The 20,887-nt window shown below is 69.7% G+C and carries 16 protein-coding genes; 7 read left to right on the top strand and 9 right to left on the bottom strand.

Translation table 11 applies throughout. The features are described 5' to 3' along the window. Positions 1 to 297 precede the first annotated feature (297 nt). The 4 genes from ACILRB_RS09905 to ACILRB_RS09890 form a co-directional block, all read right to left on the bottom strand. Positions 298 to 1,059 carry a GH25 family lysozyme gene (locus ACILRB_RS09905; protein ID WP_395666130.1) on the bottom strand — a complete coding sequence of 254 codons (762 nt, stop codon included), beginning with the start codon at positions 1,057 to 1,059 and terminating at the stop codon, positions 298 to 300. A gap of 161 nt (positions 1,060 to 1,220) precedes the next feature. Beyond that, positions 1,221 to 2,795 (bottom strand): 2-isopropylmalate synthase, encoded by a 1,575-nt coding sequence (locus ACILRB_RS09900; RefSeq protein WP_395666129.1) that lies wholly within the window; start codon positions 2,793 to 2,795, stop codon positions 1,221 to 1,223. 270 nt (positions 2,796 to 3,065) lie between these two features. After that, entirely contained in the window at positions 3,066 to 4,034 is a 969-nt protein-coding gene (locus tag ACILRB_RS09895; protein ID WP_395666128.1) for a bifunctional riboflavin kinase/FAD synthetase, read from the bottom strand. Between the two features lie 181 nt (positions 4,035 to 4,215). Next, complete coding sequence (locus ACILRB_RS09890; protein ID WP_395666127.1) at positions 4,216 to 5,103, bottom strand: TIGR01459 family HAD-type hydrolase; 888 nt, start codon at positions 5,101 to 5,103, stop codon at positions 4,216 to 4,218. Between the two features lie 400 nt (positions 5,104 to 5,503). Here ACILRB_RS09890 and ACILRB_RS09885 point away from each other — a divergent pair, with 400 nt between their 5' ends. From ACILRB_RS09885 to ACILRB_RS09875, 3 genes are all read left to right on the top strand, one after another. Then, the gene (locus ACILRB_RS09885) at positions 5,504 to 6,061 is read left to right on the top strand and encodes a hypothetical protein (RefSeq protein WP_395666126.1); all 558 of its coding nucleotides are present in this window, start codon (positions 5,504 to 5,506) and stop codon (positions 6,059 to 6,061) included. A gap of 199 nt (positions 6,062 to 6,260) precedes the next feature. Further along, entirely contained in the window at positions 6,261 to 6,884 is a 624-nt protein-coding gene (mobA, locus tag ACILRB_RS09880; protein ID WP_395666125.1) for a molybdenum cofactor guanylyltransferase MobA, read from the top strand. A 71-nt stretch (positions 6,885 to 6,955) separates the two neighbouring features. Further along, positions 6,956 to 7,300: a rhodanese-like domain-containing protein gene (locus ACILRB_RS09875; protein WP_395666124.1), complete on the top strand. Its 345-nt coding sequence runs from the start codon at positions 6,956 to 6,958 to the stop codon at positions 7,298 to 7,300. A 21-nt stretch (positions 7,301 to 7,321) separates the two neighbouring features. On the opposite strand, the gene ACILRB_RS09870 is transcribed toward ACILRB_RS09875, so the two are convergent. Beyond that, on the bottom strand, positions 7,322 to 8,791 hold the full coding sequence (locus tag ACILRB_RS09870) for a hypothetical protein (protein ID WP_395666123.1): 1,470 nt from the start codon (positions 8,789 to 8,791) through the stop codon (positions 7,322 to 7,324). A gap of 290 nt (positions 8,792 to 9,081) precedes the next feature. Here ACILRB_RS09870 and ACILRB_RS09865 point away from each other — a divergent pair, with 290 nt between their 5' ends. From ACILRB_RS09865 to ACILRB_RS09855, 3 genes are all read left to right on the top strand, one after another. Next, on the top strand, positions 9,082 to 9,444 hold the full coding sequence (locus ACILRB_RS09865; protein ID WP_395666141.1) for a septal ring lytic transglycosylase RlpA family protein: 363 nt from the start codon (positions 9,082 to 9,084) through the stop codon (positions 9,442 to 9,444). Positions 9,445 to 9,718: 274 nt separating this feature from the next. Further along, positions 9,719 to 11,461 (top strand): 30S ribosomal protein S1, encoded by a 1,743-nt coding sequence (gene rpsA, locus ACILRB_RS09860; RefSeq protein WP_395666122.1) that lies wholly within the window; start codon positions 9,719 to 9,721, stop codon positions 11,459 to 11,461. Positions 11,462 to 11,590: 129 nt separating this feature from the next. After that, complete coding sequence (locus tag ACILRB_RS09855; RefSeq protein WP_395666121.1) at positions 11,591 to 12,886, top strand: Hsp70 family protein; 1,296 nt, start codon at positions 11,591 to 11,593, stop codon at positions 12,884 to 12,886. Positions 12,887 to 12,983: 97 nt separating this feature from the next. Here the strand turns inward: ACILRB_RS09855 and ACILRB_RS09850 are convergent, their stop codons facing one another. The 3 genes from ACILRB_RS09850 to carB form a co-directional block, all read right to left on the bottom strand. Next, the gene (locus ACILRB_RS09850) at positions 12,984 to 13,817 is read right to left on the bottom strand and encodes an EamA family transporter (RefSeq protein WP_395666120.1); all 834 of its coding nucleotides are present in this window, start codon (positions 13,815 to 13,817) and stop codon (positions 12,984 to 12,986) included. Positions 13,818 to 13,902: 85 nt separating this feature from the next. After that, complete coding sequence (gene greA, locus ACILRB_RS09845) at positions 13,903 to 14,376, bottom strand: transcription elongation factor GreA (RefSeq protein ID WP_395666119.1); 474 nt, start codon at positions 14,374 to 14,376, stop codon at positions 13,903 to 13,905. A 217-nt stretch (positions 14,377 to 14,593) separates the two neighbouring features. Next, a complete protein-coding gene (carB, locus tag ACILRB_RS09840; protein WP_395666118.1) occupies positions 14,594 to 17,917 on the bottom strand; it encodes a carbamoyl-phosphate synthase large subunit in 3,324 nt (1,107 codons plus the stop codon). A 353-nt stretch (positions 17,918 to 18,270) separates the two neighbouring features. On the opposite strand from carB, the gene ACILRB_RS09835 reads away from it, so the two are divergent. Continuing rightward, on the top strand, positions 18,271 to 19,248 hold the full coding sequence (locus tag ACILRB_RS09835) for an isopenicillin N synthase family dioxygenase (RefSeq protein WP_395666117.1): 978 nt from the start codon (positions 18,271 to 18,273) through the stop codon (positions 19,246 to 19,248). A gap of 10 nt (positions 19,249 to 19,258) precedes the next feature. On the opposite strand, the gene ACILRB_RS09830 is transcribed toward ACILRB_RS09835, so the two are convergent. Beyond that, positions 19,259 to 20,881 carry a proton-conducting transporter membrane subunit gene (locus ACILRB_RS09830; protein ID WP_395666116.1) on the bottom strand — a complete coding sequence of 541 codons (1,623 nt, stop codon included), beginning with the start codon at positions 20,879 to 20,881 and terminating at the stop codon, positions 19,259 to 19,261. Positions 20,882 to 20,887: the final 6 nt, after the last annotated feature.

The following is a 20,887-nucleotide window of genomic DNA, read 5'->3' as shown; positions in this document are numbered from 1 at the left end:
TTTTTCGCTTATCCTGTCTTCATCGTCAACGTATCGGAAGGAGGTGGTCCAGTGTCTCATTGTCTTTCTCCGCTAGGCTCGACCTGGATTGGGGGCGATCGCCCTTAACGCCTTCTGACGGCGTCAGTTTCGCGAGACAGCGGTCTTGACAATGGAAGGGTCGTCCTCGGACGGCCCTTCTTTCATTTTGGGCCTACCCTCATTTCGGGGCGCCGGCGGCCCTCGCGGCCGCGCCGGAAATCCCGGACGCGGCAACCCGGGCGTCGCCTTCAGACTCGGGTCGGGGCCGGGACGAGATCAGGCCTTGGGCGGCGTTGCGGTCGCCCCGCCGAGCCAGACCTGCCAGTCCTTGGGCGTGCCGTTGAAGGCGTTGCGGTCGACGTTGCCCTTGATGCCGGCGACGCGCCCTTCGGCGGTGTGCTGCCAGAACCGCCATTTGCGCGCGCCATATTTCAGCGCCGGATGCGTTTTCACGCTGCGCACCCAGATCGGATAGTCGGTGAACTCGCCCTGCATCACGTCGCGGTGGAAGTCGACCGTGCAATAGATCACCGGGCGCTTGCCATAGGCGCGCTCCATCATGTCGAGCATCACCTTCATCTCGGCGATCGCGACGGCGCGCGGCACCTTGCGCGGGCAGGTTTTGGAATGGCCGTTCCATTCGACGTCGAGCACCGGGGGCAGGGCGTCCGGGTCGTTCGGGACATTGGCCGCGAACCAGGCCGCCTGCTCGGCGGCGGGGCGGCACCAATAGGCGAAATGATAGGCGCCGCGCGGCACGCCGGCGGCCTTGGCCGCCTCCCAGTTGTGGCCGAATTTCTCGTCGACGTGGTCGCCGCCTTCGGTCGCCTTGATCCAGGCGAATTTGACGCCCGATTCGCGCACCGTGTTCCAGTCGATCTCGCCCTGATATTTCGAGACGTCGATGCCGTGGACCAGATAGTCGGCGGGCTTGGGGAAAGGATCGTCGCCGAATCCGGCGCCGCCTCCGCCTCCGCCGCAGCCTGCGAGGAGGAAAGAGAGCAGCAGCGCGGGCGCAAGAAAGAGAAAACGCCGCATGAGGCCTCTTCCGATCATCGATCCTTTGCGTTTATCGCCAAATCAGTAAAGCCGCGTTAACGCGTCGAAAAAACGGCGGCCAAGGGCCGCCGCGACGAATTTATCCCCATTTCGCACAAAATCGCGGCGGCCGGCGCGTGCGCCGGACCTGTCGCCGGCCGTCAGCCGGCGAGCGCGTCCCGCGCCTTGGAGCGGCGCAGCATCAGCTTGTTCAGCGAGGCGACATAGGCCTTCGCCGAGGCGACCAGCGTGTCCGGATCGGCGCCTTTCGCGGTCACCGTCTTGCCGTCTTCGGAGAGCCGCACCGAAACTTCCGCCTGCGCGTCGGTCCCCCGCGTCACGGCGTGGACCTGGTAGAGCTCCAGCGTCGCGCCATGCGGCACGAGCGCCTGAATGGCGTTGAAGATCGCGTCGACCGGGCCGTTGCCGGTCGACTGATGGGTCTTTTCCTCGCCGTCGATCGAGAGGGTCAGCACGGCCGACTGCGGCCCCTTGGTGCCGGCGAAGACGGTGAGGTCGACGAGCCGGATGCGGTCATGGGCGTGCACGATCTCGTCGTCGACGAGCGCGATCAGGTCTTCGTCATAGACGATCTTCTTGCGGTCGGCGAGATTCTTGAACCGCGCGAAGGCGTCGGCGAGCGCGTTGTCGGCGAGCTCATAGCCGAGCTCGCGCAGCTTGTCCTTGAAGGCGTGGCGGCCGGAATGCTTGCCCATGACCAGCGAGGTCTTCGCGACGCCGACGCTTTCGGGCGTCATGATCTCATAGGTCTGGGCGTTCTTCAGCACGCCGTCCTGATGGATGCCGCTCTCATGGGCGAAGGCGTTGCGGCCGACGATCGCCTTGTTCGACTGCACCGGCGAGGAGGCGACCGCCGAGACGAGCTTCGAGGCGCGGTTCAGATAGGTCGTGTCGATCCCGGTGCGGAAAGGCAGCAGGTCGCCGCGCGTCTTCATGGCCATCACCACCTCTTCGAGCGGCGCGTTGCCGGCGCGCTCGCCGAGGCCGTTGATGGTGCATTCGATCTGGCGCGCGCCGCCGGCGACGCCGGCCAGCGAATTGGCCACCGCGAGGCCGAGGTCGTCGTGGCAGTGGACCGAGAAGGTGACCCTGTCCGCGCCCGGCACGCGCTCGCGCACCTGGCGGAACATGGCCTCATATTCATGCGGCAGGGCGTAGCCCACCGTGTCGGGCAGGTTGATGGTGGTCGCGCCGGCGCGGATCGCGGCCTCGACGCAGCGGCACAGATAGTCGATCGGCGTGCGGGTCGCGTCCATCGCCGACCATTCGACGTCGTCGACGAGATTGCGCGCCTGCGTCACCGTGCGGGCGATGATGTCGAGCACTTGGCTCTCGCTCTTGTTCATCTGGTGGCGCAGATGGATCGGCGAGGTCGAGACAAAGGTGTGGATGCGCGGGCGCTTCGCCTTGCGCACGGCCTCGCCGCAGCGCGCGATGTCGGCCTCGATGGCGCGGGCGAGGCCGGCGACCACGGCGCGTCCGGTGCGCTGGGCGATGGCGCTGACCGCCTCGAAATCGCCTTCGGAGGCGATCGGAAAGCCGGCCTCGATGATGTCGACGCCCATCTGGTCGAGAATTTCGGCGACCTGGAGCTTGTCTTCAAGATGCATGGTCGCGCCGGGCGACTGCTCGCCGTCGCGCAGCGTGGTGTCGAAGATGACGACGGATTCGGAATTGGAGCGCGCGGCGTCGCGCGGGGCGGAAGATTCGGTCATGACGGCGTTCCGGGATTAAGAGCGGCTTCTGTGCGGCGACGCGACCCCTGAGCGCCCAGGCGAAACGCCCGGCCGGCCCTCAGGGGCGGGTAAGCAGAAGCGTAAACGTCCCAGCCGCAAGCCGCGCGCCGACCGCCGCGCCCAAAAGGGCTGCGCAGCTGAAAGGCTGGAAGGCGGGCTCGATTGTCACGCAGGCGGCTCGATGACGCTAGACTGTGCGGACAATACGCGAACGCCGCGGCGAAGACAAGGCTCTTCGCGCCGGCCGCCTCAGGCCGCGCCGCGCAGCCGGGCCCGCGCCGTCTCGGCGTCTTCGGCGATCTGCGCCCTGAGCGCGTCGAGCGACGGAAACTTCCGCTCGCCGCGCAGCCAGCCGACGAAGAACACCTCGACCCGCGCGCCGTAAAGATCGCCGTCAAAATCGAACACATGGATTTCGAGCAGCGGCGCGCTTTCGCCGACGGTCGGACGCCGGCCGTAATTCGCGACTCCGTCGCGCAGGACGCCGTCGATCTCGACGCGCACGGCGTAGACGCCCTCGCGCAGCCGGAACGACGGGCCGGGCGCGAGATTGGCGGTCGGAAAGCCGATCGTGCGTCCGATCTTCTGGCCGGGCAGGACCTCGGCGGCGATGGAGTAGGGGCGCCCAAGCAGCCGCGCCGCCTCGGCGACGTCGCCGGCCTCGAGCGCCGTCCGCGTCGCCGTCGACGACGCCGGCACGCAGGCGCCGCCCTCGTCGGCGTCGATGCGCTCGACCACGTCGACCCGAAAGCCGCGCCGCTCGCCCTCCCGCCGCAGCGTCTGCGGCGTTCCGGCGCGCCCGGCGCCGAAGCGGAAGTCATAGCCGACCACGACGCCGCTGACGTCGAGGCGGCGGATCAGCACGTCCGCGACGAAGGCTTCGGCGTCGAGCGCCGCCAGCGTCTCGTTGAACGCGACGACGATCATGCCGTCGACGCCGAGCCGCTCGATCTCGCGCGCCTTCGAGTCCATCGAGCCGAGCCGGAAGAGGGCGTGCCGGCCGCGAAAGAATTCGGCAGGGTGCGGCTCGAAGGTGAGCACGGCGCAGGGCCGGTCGAGCTCCAGGGCGAGCGCTTCGGCGCGCCGGATCACCGCGACATGGCCGCGATGGACCCCGTCGAAATTGCCGATGGCCACGACCGGCCGCGCGAGGCCCGGATCCGGAGACTGCGGGTCGATCGCCAGCACAAAGGGCGCGCGCGGGTTTTGGCCGCTCAAGAGGACGCGCCCTTTCTCGCCTCGCGCCCGCCGCGGGCGACATGCGGCGCGCGTCCCGCGCGGGCGGGCTTCAGGATGCAGGACATGGTCGAACGGCCAGGCATGTGTCGTTTCGAGGCGGCGCGACCCTGCCGCCTTGGCCAGCCGGCGTCAAGCGGCCGCGCGGCGCGTCCTGCGCGCCTCACCATGAGAGCTGCGCCATTGCGGCGGTCGGCCGAAGGCCCGCCTCCTCCACGAACTGGCGCAGCGCGGCGGCGTCGATCGCCGAGCCTTCCTGCGCGCCCGCGTGCAGCTCCTCGCGGTGGATGCCCGAAGTCACGAGCACGCTGTCGAAGCCGTTCCTGATCGCGCCGGCGACGTCGGTGCGCATGGCGTCGCCGATCGCGAGCGCGCGCGCCCGCTCCGGCGTCCGGCCGAGCGCCTTGGCGGCGAAGGCGAGGGCGCGCTCATAGATCGGCGCGAAGGGTTTGCCCGCCTGGACGACTGCGCCGCCAAGCCGCTCGTAGCGTTCGGCGATCGCGCCGGCGCAATAGGACAGGACGCCGTCGACCTCGACCACGATGTCGGGGTTGGCGCAGATGAATTCGAGCCCGCGCGCATGGACGCGCGCGAGGCGGTCGTCATAGTCCTGCGGCGTCTCGCGGTGGAAGTCGATGAAGCCGGTGCAGAGCACGTAGTCGGCCTCGTCGATCGGCGCGAAGCGCGGCCGCTCGCCGGTCAGCGCCTCGACCTCGTCGAACAGCCCCGTCTCCTGCGCCGCGCCGATATGGAACAGGGTCTTGCCGCGCCGCGCCATGAGCAGCGAGACGGTGACGTCGCCCGACGAGACGATGGCGTCATAGGCGCCCGCGGGAACGCCGAGCTGGTCGAGCTGCGCGCGCACGATGCGGCTCGGCGCCGGCGAATTGGTGATGAGGACCGCGGCGCCGCCCTTTGCGCGAAAGCGCGACAGGGCGTCGGACGCCGCCGCGAAGGCCGTCGCGCCATTATGCATGACGCCCCACACGTCGCTGAAAATGACGTCATAGGCCGGCGCGACCTCGCGCAGGCCGGACAAGAGTCGAGGCACGGTCTCTCCTGAAATCTCGCGGCCGCTGTCGTCAAGGCCGCGTTCACCATGTCGGCTTCGACCGCGAGAATGCAACCGCGCGGCCGTGGCCTGACGCCTGACGACATGCTTGCATGCGTCAGAATAACGCGGATCCAGACGCCAGCCGAAGGCCCGTTGCGCATGCCAAGCGCGGGAAGACCGACCGAAGGCCGCCGTTTTGCGGCCAGTCTCGCCTGCGTCTGCGGCCTTGCGGCGGCGCTCGCGGCGGGCGACGCCATGTGCGGCGCCTGGCTGTCGCCGCAAGGCGAAGGGCAGATCATCGCAGGCCTCGCCTTTTCCGGCTCGACCCGGGCCTTCGATTCGCGCGGGCGCCTCGTTCCGGTGCCCTCCTACCAGAAGTTCGAGCTGGGCGGCTATCTTGAATATGGTCGCCGCGCCGGCGATCGACCGGGTCCGCCAGTCGGCGCCGGCGCGCGTGAGCTATGGCCCGGGCGATTCGGCGGCGGGGGCGCGCGTCAGGCTTTATGAGGCGAACGGGCTCGTGCTGTCGGCGCAGGGCATGATTTTCGCGCCCGGCGTCTCGTTCAACGGGCCGGTCGAGCCGCGGCGGGCGGGCTCGCTCGAACTGCGCGGCCTTGCGGGCTATGGCTTCGCGCTCGCCTCAAAGCCAGCCTTCGCCTCGGCCGAGGCGGGCTATCGGTTTTTCGCGCGCGGGCAGCCGGGCGCGTGGCGGGTCGATTTCGCCTTCGGCGTGCGGCCGTTCGAGCGCGTCATGATTCTCGCCCAGAGCTTCATTTCGCTTCAGACGCAATCGGCGAAGAATTTTCCGCGCAGCCTCTGGCAGAAGGCCCAGCTCAGCCTCGTTTATGAATTCGCCCCGGGCTGGTCGGCGCAGATCGGCGGCTTCATGACCGTCTGGGGCGCGAACACGGGCCGCGAACTTGGGCCCCTTGTCGCCGTGTGGCGGCGATTTTGAATCCGGCGTGAGCAGGCGGCGGCGTCCCTTGTTCCTCGACAGGGCTTGGAGGTCGTCATCTTGGCGCCCACCTCTTGGCGTTCGGTCGGAATTGAACTAGCGAAATGACCGGCGGCCGGCTTTTTCCCGCCGTCAGGGCCGCGCATCCGCGGCGCCGGGCCTCGCCGGGCGTCGCGTCAGCCTTGAAGTCTGGAGCGTCATGAAGCGAAGCGGCGGCGCGTCGCCTCCGGTCGGCCTGATTCTCGCCGGCGGACGGGGCCGGCGCATGGGCGGGCTCGACAAGCCCCTGCTCGAAATCGGCGGGCGCGCCATTCTGGAGCGGGTCGCGGCGCGGCTTCGCCCGCAATGCGACGGCCTCGTCGTCAGCGCCAACGGCGATCTCGCGCGCTACGCCGCCCTCGGCGCGCCGGTCGTCGCCGACGCGACGGAGGACTTCCTCGGGCCGCTCGCGGGGGTTCTCGCCGGCCTCGACTGGATCGCGGCGCATCGGCCCGACGCGTCCTGGGCGCTGAGCGCGCCGGCCGACGCGCCCTTTCTGCCCGAAGATCTCGTCGCGCGCCTTGCCGCCGCGCGCGGGGCGGCGGGGGCCGAAATGGCCTGCGCGCGTTCGGGCGGCCGGCGCCACCCCGTCGTCGCGCTCTGGCCGATCGCCCTGCGCGAGGATCTGCGCGCCGCCCTCCATGACGAGAAACTGACGAAAGTCGGAGCCTTTCTCGAACGGCGCGGCTGCGTCTGCGCCGACTGGGACGCGTCTCCGCTCGACCCGTTCTTCAACGTCAACGCGCCGGAGGATCTTGCGGCGGCGCGCGCGGCGCGCCGGTGACCGCTCGTCTTTCCTCCGTCGGCGCGTCATTATAAAAGCGTCGCCGGATCATCAATTTGGAAAGAAAGCCCATGTCCGGCGCAGACGCCCAGAGCGCATTTGTCGAAAACGTCTCCATCGAAGAGCTGAAAAGCGGCCTCGCCGACGGCTCGATCGTCCTCGTCGACGTGCGCGAGCCCAATGAATTCGCCGCCGGCCACATCCCGGGCGCGACGCTCAACGCCCTGCAGAGCTTCGACCCGGCGAAGCTGCCGCCGCCCGCGCAGGGCCGGCGGATCGTGCTGTCGTGCCGCTCCGGCAAGCGCTCGCTCGCGGCGCTCGAGCTTGCGCGGCGGGCGGGTCGCCAGGACGTGCGCGCCCATTTCCCGGGCGGTTTCCAGGACTGGGCGCAGCGCGGCGAGGCCGTCGAGCGCTGAGCCGCCCCGCCTCCTTGCGGCTCAGACGAAACGGCAGCCGACCGCGCGGAAAATGCGGTTCAAAATGGCGAGCGTCGCGCCGACGAGCCCGAGGTCGATGACGACGCCGATGGCGCAGGGCGCCATGCCAAGGAGCGCGAACAGCGCCGCGATGATCGGCAGACCGATCGCGGCGAGTTCGAACGCCTCGATCAGCCGTTGCAGCAGCAGGCAGCCGCCGTTGAACGGCGCGCAGAACGCCGCCCACAGGCCGAGCACGAGCGCCCCGGCGAGCGCCAGGGCGACGCCGACGCCGGCCAGCGCGGGAGCGCCGGAACACGCCCCGGCCAGGATCAGCACGCAGCCGACGATGAACAGCGCGAGGCCGGCGATGCGCGCGATCTCGCAGAGCGGCGGCATGGCGGCGCGCCCCGGACCGCGCGGCGGCGGGGGCGGCGGGGGCGGCGGCGGCGGGTTTGACGCGCCGCAGCCCGTCAGCGCGACGGCGCCGCTCGGCGGCGCGCCGCAGCGGGGCGGCGAGACGGCGGCGGAGGCGAGCGGCTGCGCGCCCGCGGCGACGGCGCGGGCGTAGCTCGACCTGTTGACGCCGCTGACGTTGGGGGCCGGATCGACCGTCCCATCGACGCTCCAGACGAAGCTGCGCCCGGCGCCTGCGGGCGCGGTCACGGCGACGACGTAATCTCCCGCCGGCAGGCAGGGCGCGCCGGGCCCGGTCGCCACGACGGCGCCGGCGGAATTGCGGACCTCGAGCGTCACTGCGCTCGGGCAGTCGGTTCGCGGACAGCTTCCGATCTCCAGCGGCGACTGGCTCGCCGGAAGGGCGACGCGTCCGGCGCATGCGGTCGGGAAGGTGGTTTCGAACGAGACGTTCGGATAGCTCCCCGGCGCATAGTCGAACGTATAGGTCCCGACGGCGTCGTTCTGCTGCGTCGTCCATTCGGGCCCGGGGAAGAGCACGGGCAGGCTCGCCGAGCCCGGCGTTCCGTCGCCAAGATGAATGACGCCGACGACCGGCGTTCCCGCCGGCGGAAGATTGCCGAGCCCGATGCGGAAGGTCACGGTCCGCGCGCCGTCGGCGTTGCAGCCGGGCGCGACCTCGGCCTCGAATTCGACCGTGGGGCACGAGCCGCAGTCGACGGTGAAATCGGTCTCGCTGGCGCAGGACGGATTGGCGCGGCACGCCGCGGCGACCCTGACCCTGCCGCCGCAGGGAACGGGCGGAAGCCCCTTGGCCTCGACGCTCCAGGGCGCGTCGACGCCCGTCGCGGGCGGCGGGGCGATCGTCGCCGTGACCGTGGCCGACTGGGTCGGGTCCGGCTGGCCGCCGACGAGCACGGCGACCGTGACGTCGATCCGAACTTCCTCCGGTCGGCCGAAGGAGGGAGGGACCGCGGCGCAGTCCCGCGCCGTGCCCGAGACGACGATCTTGGTCGCGGCGCCTCCGGCGATCTGCGTGACGGCGACCGACGTCGCGACGACGTTGCAGGCCATGGCCTCCCCCCGCTGTTTATTGGTCTTGGCGGCGAGCCTATCGCATCCGCCCGAAAAGTCGCGGGCTTTTCGGGCGGATGCGCATGAGACCGCGGGGCTTTGCGGCATGCGCGGCGAAAATCGAGGCATAGTCGATCATGCTTGCCAGCCTATAAAGTCAAGCTTGTACGAAATTACGCCAGGGCTGCGACCCGGTTTTGGTCATAATTTCTTATTAATCGCGCCGAATCCGCAATGTTCGAGGAGGCGTAAGGTTGAAGTTCTATTGGGTCGCCGCGCTTGGTTTTTGCATGATGTCTCCGGCTTCTGTCGTCTACGCTGACGCGCTCGCTGGAATCACCGATGAGTTCGCCGTCACGGCGTCCTATTATTCTTCCGGGAAAGTCACCGCCAACGGCGAGGCCTTCGACCCCGACGGCTTCACCGCCGCGAGCCGGACCATGCCCTTCGGCACGCGTCTCGCGCTGCGCAATCCCGCGACGGGGCGCACCGTGGTCGTGCGCGTCAACGACCGCGGCCCGTTCATCAAGGGGCGTGACCTTGATCTCGCGCGCGGCGCGGCCGAGGCGCTCGGCATGATCGAGGCCGGCGTCGTGTCCCTGAAGGTCGCGCGCGCCGACGCGCCGGCCGGCCGGAAACTCGCCGCGAAATAAGCCGGGCGCCCGGAGAAGGCGCGTCGCCCGGCCTGTTTCGGGCGAAATCCGCGCCGAACCGCCGCGGCGCTCTTGCCGCCTTTCGCCTTCGTTGCTAGATAGGCGGCTTAAACCTGCTTCGTTTCGCCGTTCCGGCGCCGGTCCGCCCCCAGGGCGGCTCTTCCAGCGCGAACCAGAGCGTTCGCGCTTAAGGGAGTCCGGCGAAAGGAAGCCCGTTCAACCTCGAAACCGCCGGCGCCCCCTGCGCGAGAAGCGTGGGCCTTACGGAGACCACATGGCATCTACCTCAACCTACGCGCCTTCGCGCGAGGATTTCGCGGCGCTTCTTGACGAAAGCTACGGCCAGAACGAAGCTTTTGAAGGTTCGGTCGTCAAGGGAACCGTCGTCGCGATCGAAAAGGACGTCGCCGTCATCGACCTCGGCCTCAAGACCGAAGGACGCGTCGCCCTCAAGGAATTCCAGGGCCCGAACCGCGAAGGCTCGCCGGAAGTCGGCGACGTCGTCGAGGTCTATCTCGAGCGCATCGAGAACGCGCTCGGCGAAGCGGTCATCTCGCGCGACAAGGCGCGCCGCGAGGAGAGCTGGGTCAAGCTCGAAAAGGCCTTCGAGAAGCAGGAGAAGGTCGAAGGCGTCATCTTCAACCAGGTCAAGGGCGGCTTCACCGTCGACCTCGACGGCGCCGTGGCCTTCCTGCCGCGCAGCCAGGTGGACATCCGCCCGATCCGCGACGTCACTCCGCTCATGGGCGTGCCGCAGCCGTTCCAGATTCTGAAAATGGACCGCCGCCGCGGCAACATCGTCGTGTCGCGCCGCACCGTGCTCGAAGAGTCCCGCGCCGAGCAGCGCCATGAGATCGTCGCCAACCTCGAAGAGGGGCAGGTGATCGAGGGCATGGTGAAGAACATCACCGACTACGGCGCCTTCGTGGATCTTGGCGGCATCGACGGCCTGCTGCATGTCACCGACATCGCCTGGCGGCGCGTCAACCATCCGACCGAGGTGCTGACCATCGGCCAGACGGTGCGCGTCAAGATCATCAAGATCAACCACGAGACGCACCGCATCTCGCTCGGCATGAAGCAGCTGCTCGACGACCCGTGGCAGGGCATCGAGGCGAAGTACCCGGTCGAGGCCCGCTTCCGCGGCCGCGTCACCAACATGACCGACTACGGCGCCTTCGTCGAGCTCGAGCCCGGCATCGAGGGCCTGATCCACGTCTCCGAAATGTCGTGGACCAAGAAGAACGTCCATCCCGGCAAGATCGTCGCGACGAGCCAGGAAGTCGACGTCCAGGTGCTCGAAGTCGATCCGGTCAAGCGCCGCATCTCGCTCGGCCTCAAGCAGACCCTCCAGAACCCCTGGGAGGCCTTCGCCGAGAAATACCCGATCGGCTCCGAGGTCGAGGGCGAGGTCAAGAACAAGACCGAGTTCGGCCTGTTCATCGGCCTCGACGGCGACGTCGACGGCATGGTCCACCTCTCCGACCTCGACTGGAAGCGTCCGGGCGAGCAGGCGATCGAGGACTACAAGAAGGGCGACGTCGTCCACGCCAAGGTGCTCGACGTCGACATCGACAAGGAGCGCATCTCGCTCGGCGTGAAGCAGCTTGACGGCGAAAGCGCCAAGTCGTCCGAGCCGCGCCCGGCCGGCGAGCCCGGCGACGACCTCAAGAAGGGCGCCGTGGTCACCTGCGAGATCATGGACGTGAAGGACGGCGGCCTCGACGTGCGCGTCGTGGGCACCGACTACACCGCCTTCATCAAGCGCAGCGAGCTCGCCCGCGACCGCGCCGACCAGCGCCCCGAGCGTTTCGCCGTCGGCGAAAAGGTCGACGCCCGCATCACCCAGTTCGAGCGCCGCGCCCGCAAGGTGTCGGTCTCGATCAAGGCGCTCGAAGTGGCCGAGGAGAAAGAGGCGATCGCCCAGTACGGCTCGGCCGACTCCGGCGCCTCGCTCGGCGACATTCTCGGCGCGGCCCTCAAGGCCCGCGAGAAGGGCGGCAAGGCCGAAGACTAGCCTTTTCGGCGCCCGCAATGGGCGCCGGATGCTGAACGCGCCCGCGCGAATTCGCTTTCGCGCGGGCTTTCTTTTGCGCGTCCGCGCGCGTGCTTTCTTTGCGCTTTGGCGCGCGTCCCCGGAGGAGCCATGAGCGCGAACGCCCCGCGCCTTTGCGGCGTCGGCGTCGATTTCGGCACGACCAACAGCGTCGTGGCGCTCGCCTTCGACGACGGCGAGGTCGAAAGCCTGGTCTGGCCGACGGCCGAGGGGCCGGGCGCGACCTTCCGCTCGGCCATGGCCTTCTGGCGCGAGGGGCGCCGCCTCGCCCATGTGTCGGGCCCGCGCGCGCTCGAGCGGGCGATCGCCGCCGAGGGCGAGCAGCGGTTCCTCCAGTCGATCAAGACCTATCTCGGCAGCCGCGGCTTTTCCGAAACGCGGCTTTACGGGCATCGCCTGACCATCGAGGAGCTGATCGGGCTGTTTCTGGCCGATCTCCTCGCCGACCTGCCGCAGGGGGCGGGCGGCGCGCCGGTCATGCTTTCGGGGCGCCCGGTCGTCTTCGCCGGCGAAAACCCTGACGAAGATCTTGCAGTCTCGCGGCTTCGCGCGGCCTATGCGCGCGCCGGCTTCGCCGGGGTGGAGCTCGCCTTCGAGCCGCTCGGCGCGGCCTATTGGCATGAGCGCCAGGCGCGTCGCGACGAGACCGTGCTCGTCGCCGATTTCGGCGGCGGCACCAGCGATTTCTCGATTCTGCGCTTTTCACGCGAGGGCGGCCGGCTCAGGGCGCGGCCGCGCGCCCATTCGGGCGTCGGCGTCGCCGGCGACGCGTTCGACTATCGCATCGTCGATCACGTCGTGTCGCCGCGTCTCGGCAAGGGCGGCTTCTACCGCTCCTTCGAGAAGCGCCTGCCGATCCCGGCCTTCTGGCACGCGGCCTTCGCGCAATGGCACCAGCTTTCCTTCCTCAAGACGCCGCAGACGCTGGCCGAACTCGCCGCCCTGGTCAAGGCCGCCGAGGAGCCCGAAAAGCTCGAGGATCTGCGCGCGGTGATCGAGCATGACCTCGCCTTCGAGCTCTATCGCGCCGTCGGCGCGGTCAAGGCGCGGCTGTCGCAGGCGCAGGAGGCGCGTTTCTCGTTCATGCGCGAGGGGGTGCGCATCGAGGCCGACGTCCGCCGGGCCGATTTCGAGCGCTGGATCGGCGACGACCTCGCCCGCATCGCCGCGGCGACGGACGAGGCGGTCCGCGCCTCGGGGCTGCGCGCGCAGGACGTCGACGCCGTGTTTTTGACTGGCGGCACATCCTTCGTGCCGGCCGTGCGCGCCCTTTACGCCGCGCGTTTCGGCGAGGCGAAGCTGCATATCGGCGACGCCTTCCAGTCGGTGGCCTCGGGGCTTGCGCTGATGGCGGCCGACCGCGCGCGCGAGGAAAGCCCCGCTTAGAGCGCGTTCGGCGTTCATCGAGTCGCGAACGCGCTCTAACATCTTGTTTTTAGGCATTTTCTTAACGTAAAAGTCTGCAACTTTTACTGAAAATGCTCTAAGACAGGCGCAGCAGGATCGCGCCAAGCGCCACGGCGAAGGCCGCGGCGAGCCGCGCCCGCGTCGGCCGCTCCCTGAGCACAAAGGTCGAGATCGCCATCGCGAAGACGATCGAGCTTTCGCGCAGCGCGGCCACCGCCGCGATCGGCGCCTGCGTCATCGCGTGCAGCACCAGCGCATAGGCGCCGGCGTTGGCGGTTCCGCCCAGAAGCCCCTTGCCCCAGCGCCCGCGCGCATGCCGAAGAAACGCCGCGCCGCGCCGGCGCAGCGCGATCAGGACCACGGGCGCGCCGCCGAGCAGAAGCGTCCAGAGCGTATAGGCGACGGGCGCGCCCGAGACGCGCGCCCCCGTTCCGTCGACCAGCGTGTAGCTTGCAATCACCGCCGCGTTGAGAAGGGGGAGGCCGGCGGAGGCGCCGCCGCGCCGCGCGGCCGCAGCCGCAAGGCCGAGCACGCCGCCGCTCGTCGCCGCCACGCCGGCCCAGCCGAGCGCCGACAGCCGTTCGCCGACGAGCAGCGCGCCGCCGAGCGCGGTCATCAGCGGCGCCGCGCCGCGCATCAGCGGATAGGCGACGCTCATCTCGCCGCGCGCGTAAACGGCGCCGACGAGCAGCATGTAGACGACGTGGATGACGCCGGAGGCGAGCATGAAGCCGAGCGCCGCCGGCGCGGGCGCGGCGAGAAAGGGCAGGGCGACGGCGGCTGCGACGCCCGCGCCGCCGGCGACGAGGGCCGCGTCGAGCGCACGGTCGGCGCTCGAGCGGATCAGCGCGTTCCAGCCGGCGTGCAGCAGCGCGGCGACGAGGACGAGCGCCATGGTCTGCGTCGACATGCCGTGCTCCCGCCGGGCGACGACGCCCGCGCACGCCCAGAACGGTCGTGCTGTGGCCGAACGGCTCCGTCCGGCCCGAAACGCCCTAGTGGAACCCCACCTTCAGGATCTCGTAGCTCTTGCCGCCGCCAGGCGTGTTCACCTCGACCGAGTCGCCGACCTTCTTGCCGATCAGCGCGCGCGCCGTGGGCGAGGTGATCGAGACACGGCCGGACTTCACGTCGGCCTCGGCCTCGCCAACGATCTGGTAGGTCTTTTCTTCCTCGGTGTCCTCGTCGACGAGAGTGACCGTCGCGCCGAACATCACGGTCGTGCCGGACAGTTTCGAGACGTCGATCACCTCGGCGCGCGACAGCTTGTCTTCGAGCTCGGCGATGCGGCCTTCGTTCAGGGACTGGGCTTCCTTGGCGGAATGATATTCGGCGTTCTCCGACAGGTCGCCGTGGCTGCGCGCCTCGGCGATCGCCTGGATGATCCGGGGCCGCTCGACCTGCTGCCGCCGCCTCAACTCGTCTTCGAGGGCGAGATGGCCCGCCGCCGTCATGGGAACCTTGTCCATGTCAGTCTTCACATCCCTTGCCTAAGCGTCCGCTTCTCCCCCGGGGCGCGGAGTTCTTGAAACGCCGAGAAAATTCGGCTGGCCAACGCCTTCGCGCGCCGGAGGCCCCGTTTCGGCCTTCGGCTGCGGGCGCGGACCGCGCCGTGATCAGCGTTGCGTCTAAGAGACACCTTCGCGCGCCGGCCCGCAAGGGGCGGACGCGGCGCGCAAGCGCCCGCTATCCGAAATAGTCCTGCAGGGCGCGGACTTCGAGGTCTCCGGCGAGATAGGCCTTGATTCCCTCGGCGGCGGCGATGGCGCCGGCGAGCGTGGTGTAATAGGGCACCTTGTGCAGCAGCGCCGCGCGCCGCAGCGAGCGCGAATCGGCGAGCGCCTGCTTGCCCTCGGTGGTGTTGAGCACGAGCTGGACGCCGCCGTTCTTGATGGCGTCGACCACATGCGGGCGGCCTTCCGAGACCTTGTTGATGCGCTGCGCCGGAACGCCCTCGGCGATCAGGTAACGCGCCGTGCCGCCCGTGGCGAAGATCCTGAAGCCGAGGCCCGAAAGCAGCTTGATCGCGCCGAGCATGCGCTCCTTGTCGGCGTCGCGCACCGAGACGAAGACCGCGCCCGAGGTCGGCACTTTCGTGCCCCCGCCAAGCTGGCTCTTGGCGAAGGCGACGGCGAAGGAGCGGTCGAGCCCCATGACCTCGCCGGTCGAGCGCATCTCGGGGCCGAGCACCGTGTCGACGCCCGGAAAGCGCGCGAAGGGAAACACGCTCTCCTTGACGCCCACATGGTCGAACGCGCGTGCGGACAGGCCGAAGCTCGCGAGACGCTCGCCGGCCATGACGCGCGAGGCGATCTTGGCGATCGGCTGGCCGACCACCTTGGCGACGAAAGGCACGGTGCGGGCGGCGCGCGGATTGACTTCGAGCACGAAGATCTCGCCGTCCTTCAGCGCATATTGCACGTTCATGAGGCCGCCGACGTCGAGCGCCAGCGCAAGGTCGCGCGTCTGGCGCTCGAGTTCGGCGATGGTCTGCGGCGAAAGGGAGCGCGGCGGCAGCGAGCAGGCGCTGTCGCCCGAATGGATGCCGGCCTCCTCGATATGCTCCATCACGCCGCAGACGAACACGTCCTTGCCGTCGCAGAGCGCGTCGACGTCGACCTCGACGGCGTCGGAGAGGTAACGGTCGAACAGCAGCGGATTCTTGCCGAGCACCGTGTTGATCTGGCCGGTCTTGTCGTTGGGGTAGCGCGCCTTGACGTCGGACGGCACGAGGCCGGGCAACACGCCGAGCAGATAGTCGTCGAACTCGGCGTGGTCGCGGATGATCGCCATCGCCCGCCCGCCGAGCACATAGGAGGGGCGCACGACCAGCGGCAGGCCGAGGTCGGCCGCGACCATGCGCGACTGCTCGACCGAATAGGCGATGCCGTTCATCGGCTGCTTGAGGCCGATCTTGTCGAGGAGCCGCTTGAAGCGGTCGCGGTCCTCGGCGAGGTCGATCGAATCGACCGTGGTGCCAAGGATCGGGATCCCGGCCTTCTGCAGCGCGCCGGCGAGCTTCAGCGGCGTCTGGCCGCCAAACTGCACGATGACGCCCCTGAGCGTGCCCGCCTCCTGCTCCTTGGCGATGATTTCGAGCACGTCCTCGGCGGTCAGCGGCTCGAAATAGAGCCGGTCTGAGGTGTCGTAGTCGGTCGAGACGGTCTCGGGGTTGCAGTTGACCATGACCGTCTCGATCCCCTGCTCGCGCAGGGCGAAGGAGGCGTGGCAGCAGCAATAGTCGAACTCGATGCCCTGGCCGATGCGGTTCGGGCCGCCGCCGAGGATCACGACCTTCTCGCGCGCCGAGGGCCGCGCCTCGTCGGCCGGCGCGCCGGCGAAGGGCGGCGCATAGGTCGAATACATATAGGCCGTGGGGGAGGCGAACTCCGCCGCGCAGGTGTCGATGCGCTTGTAGACCGGCCGCACGCCGAGGCCATGGCGCAGCGCCGCGACCGCGGCGGCGCTCTGGCCGGTCAGCGAGCCGAGGCGCGCGTCGGAGAAGCCCGCCGCTTTCAGCATGCGCAGATTGGCCGCGTCCTGCGGCAGGCCGCGCGCGCGCACCAGCGCCTCAAGGTCGAGGATCTCCTTGACGCGTTCGATGAACCACGGGTCGACGCGGCAGGCCTCGTGGATCTCCTGCACGCTCATGCCGTAGCGCAGCGCCTGCGCGACGACGAGCAGGCGGTCGGGCGTCGGCACGCCGAGCGCGGCGCGCAGCGCGTTCATGTCGTCGCCAAGGCCGAGCCCGTCGATCTCGATCTCGTCGAGCCCGTCGAGGCCGGTGTCGAGCGAGCGCAGGGCCTTCTGCAGGCTCTCGGCGAAGGTGCGCCCGATCGCCATGGATTCGCCGACCGACTTCATGGCGGTCGTCAGGATGTTGTCGGCGCCTGGAAACTTCTCGAAGGCGAAGCGCGGGATTTTCGTGACGACGTAGTCGATGCTCGGCTCGAACGAGGCCGGCGTCGCGCCGCCGGTGATGTCGTTGGCGATCTCGTCGAGCGTGAAGCCCACCGCGAGCTTGGCCGCGACCTTGGCGATCGGAAAGCCGGTCGCCTTGGAGGCCAGCGCGGACGAGCGCGAGACGCGCGGGTTCATTTCGATGACGATCATCCGCCCGTCGGCCGGGTTGATCGCGAACTGGACGTTGGAGCCGCCCGTCTCGACGCCGATCTCGCGCAGCACCGCGAGCGAGGCGTCGCGCATCACCTGATATTCCTTGTCGGTCAGGGTCAGCGCGGGGGCGACGGTGATCGAATCGCCGGTGTGCACCCCCATCGGGTCGATGTTCTCGATCGAGCAGACGATGATGCAGTTGTCCGCGCGGTCGCGGACCACCTCCATCTCATATTCCTTCCAGCCGAGCACGCTTTCCTCGACCAGCACCTCGCTCGTCGGCGAGGCGTCTATCCCCCGTTCGATGATGTCGATGAACTCGGCCTTGTTGTAGGCGATGCCGCCGCCGGTGCCGCCCATGGTGAAAGAGGGGCGGATGATCGCCGGCAGGCCGATGTCGTCGAGGATCGAGAGCGCCTGAGACAGGGTCTTGATCTGGTGCGAGCGCGGCGTCGAGAGGCCGATCTTGGTCATCGCCTCGCGGAACAGCTCGCGGTCCTCGGCCTTGTCGATCGCCTCGGCCGAGGCGCCGATCATCTCGACGTCATATTGCTCCAGAATTCCCATCTTCTTGAGCGAGAGCGCGCAGTTGAGCGCCGTCTGGCCGCCCATGGTGGGCAGGAGCGCGAAGCCGCCCTCCCGGGCGTAGCGCTCCTTGGCGATGATCTTGGCGACGGCCTCGGGGACGATCGGCTCGATATAGGTGCGGTCGGCCATGTCCGGGTCGGTCATGATCGTCGCCGGATTGGAGTTCACGAGGACGATGCGATAGCCTTCCTCGCGCAGCGCCTTGCAGGCCTGCGTGCCGGAATAGTCGAATTCGCAGGCCTGGCCGATGATGATCGGCCCCGCGCCGATGATGAGGATCGTCGAGATGTCGGTCCGCTTCGGCATTCAGTCTTCCCAGTCGGGCGGGTTGGAGGCCAATGCGAAAGCTGCGGCTTTCGCGGGTCGTGAAACAGGATCGGCGGCGCCGGGGCGCGGGCTTGCGCCGGCCCGGCGCGGCTTGAACTCGGCGTGCGGCCTTGCGTTCCGTCGCGGCGGCGCACGCAGCAAGGATCGCGCCGCGTCGCGCGCGCAAAATCGGCCTCGCGGGCGGTCCCGGCGGCGTGCGGCGCCGAAGCTCTAGACCAGAACGCCGCGAGCCTCAACCGGCGAGACGGCCTTGCGGGGCTTGCGCGCCCTCTCCCGGCGCTCTAGGCAGGCGAAAACGCGCCGGAACGGGCGCATGGCCTAGGAGACGCCCGATGCGCGAGCTTCCCGTCGTCGACCTCGCCCGCTACGAGGCGCAAGGAGCGGCCCGCGCCGCGTTTCTTGACGATTTGCGCCGCGCCGCGCGCGAAGCCGGCTTTTTCTATCTCGTCGGCCATGGCGTGCAGGGCAATGACGCGCTTCTCGCCCTCGCGCGCCGCTTCTTCGACCAGCCCGACGCCGAAAAGGACGCCGCCGCGATGATCCGCTCGCCGCAGTTTCGCGGCTACACGCGGGCCGGGGCGGAGCTGACGCGGGGCGCCCCCGACTGGCGCGAGCAGTTCGACGTCAACAGCGAGCGCGCGGCCGTGTGGCGCGCGGGCGATCCGGCGTGGCGCCGGCTCATCGGGCCGAATCTGTGGCCGCAAAACCCCGCGGGCCTGCGCGAAGCCGCGCTCGGCTGGCAGGCCGAGATGACGGCCGCGGCGCTGCGGCTGCTGCGCGCCTTCGCCGAGGCGCTGGGCCAAAACCCCTGCGCCTTCGACGGGCTCGTCGGCGACGAGCCGAACCAGCATGTCAAGCTCATCCGCTATCCGGGGCTCGGGCGCGGCCAGGGCGTCGGGCCGCACAAGGACAGCGGGCTTTTGACCTTCGTGCTGCAGGACGGCGTCGGCGGGCTCGAGGTCGGGACGGCGGACGGAGGCTGGATCGCTGCGACGCCGGTCGAAGGCGCCTTCGTGGTCAATATCGGCGAGGTCCTCGAACTGGCGAGCGGCGGCTATCTGCCCGCGACCGTGCATCGGGTCGTCGGCCCGCCGCCGGGGCAGGACCGGCTTTCGGCCGCCTTCTTCCTCGGGCCGCGCCACGAGGCCGAGGCGCCGCGTCTTGTCCTGCCGCCGGAGCTGGCGCGCGAGGCCAACGGCGTCTCGAACGACCCCGACAATCCGCTGCTGCGCCACGCCGGCGAAAATTATCTGAAAGGCCGCCTGCGCTCGCATCCCGACGTCGCGGCGCGCCACTACCACGACCTCTGACCCGCTTTCTTCAGCCCGAGGCGAAGGCGACGCCGAACGCCACGATCAGGGCGACGAGCGCCATGGCGGCGGCCGGCCAGCGCCGCATGGCGTATTCGGCGCGCTCCACCATGGCGCCGACGCGGGCGAGCGCCATGACGCCCGCCTCCTCGACCACCACGAGGTCGCCCGGCGGGACATGCGGCAGCGCGTCGCCCGCGCGCCGCAGCGCGAAGGCGAGCGCCGCGCCGAGAAGCACGGGCCAAAGGCCGTCGACGAGCGCGGCCGGCGCGAAGGCGGCGTCGATCGGCTGCCCGACGATCGGAAAAAAGAGATAGGGCAGGAAGACCGCCGCCGCGACGGCGCTGAACCAGCCGAGTTCGGCGCGCCGGCGTCCGGCGGCGGGCGCTTCGGCCTCGACGCTCGCGAGCCGGCCGGCGAAATGCAGCATGAGCAGCGTCGTGCCCGCCGCCGAAAACGCCGCGAGCCAGCCCACGACGAAGGAGCCGAGCGTGTCCTTGACCGCGAGCTTGGCGAGCCCGCCGCCCGTCAGCGGCAGGCCGCCGAGATTGAGCGCGAGGAGAATCGCCGGCGCGAGAATGAGGACGCGCCGTCCGCCGCGCGCCGCCGCCGCGCCGACGCCAAGAAACAGCGCGCCTTTCACGAGCAGATGATTCGCGCCGTAAAAGGCGGTCTGGATCAGCGCGGCAGGGTCCTCGGCCGACAGGCCCATGCCGACGACCGCCGCGAGCACGCCCATCTGGCTGACGCTGGAATAGGCGAGGATCGTCTTCGGGTTTCTCTGCAGCAGGCCGAGCGCCACGCCGTAGAAGGCCGCAAACAGCCCGGCGGCGGTCAGCGCCTCGGAGAGCCCCGGCAGGCCGGTCTCGAAGGGAACGAAGCGGATCAGCCCGATCACGCCGGCGTTGACGCCTGCGGCCGACAGGGCGGCGGCCGCCGCCGGGGGCGCGGCCGTGTAGGCGAGCGGCAGATAGCCGTGCATGGGCGGGAGCGCCATTTTCATGGCGAGGCCCGCGACCGTCAGCGCCACGGCCGGCGCGGCGAAGGGCGAGTCCGGCAGGGCGGCCATGACGTCGGCGATATAGAGGCTGCCGGACGGCTCGCCCGCCGCAAGGAGCGCGAGCCCCAGCAGCAGGATCGCCTCGCCGAACAGGGCGAAGGCGATGGCGACGACGCCCGCGCGCAGCGCCCGGGCGCTCCCGTCATGCGTGATGAGCACATAGGCCGGCAGGCTGACGAGGGCGAAGACGAAATAGAAGGTCACGAGGTCGGTCGCGGCGAAGACGCCCATGCCGCCGGCGAGCGTCAGCAGCCAGCCGATCGTGAAGCGCAGGCCGTTGTCGCCCGCGCGCAGCGGCCCGGCGGCGACGCCGGCCGCGATCCACAGCGCGGCGGCGGCGGCCATCAGCACGGCGCCCGGCGCGTCGAGGTAGAAATTGAGGCCGAGCAGCGGCGTGCGCGCGGCGATGCGCCCGAGCGTCAGGGCGTCGAGCGCGGCGAGAAGCGCCGGCACGGGCGCATAGGGCGCGAGCGCCAGGGCGAGCCGGCGCAGGCCGGGAACGGCGCAGGCGAGCGCGAGGACGAGCGGCGCGCCATAGGCGGCGGCGAGGAGAAGGGCCGTCGTGTCGGTCATTGTGCG

The sequence above is a fragment of the Methylocella sp. genome, from assembly GCF_044226135.1.
Taxonomy (GTDB): domain Bacteria; phylum Pseudomonadota; class Alphaproteobacteria; order Rhizobiales; family Beijerinckiaceae; genus Methylocapsa.
The sequence above is the reverse complement of the archived record's forward strand: the minus strand, read 5'-3'. Positions and strand labels throughout refer to the sequence as shown.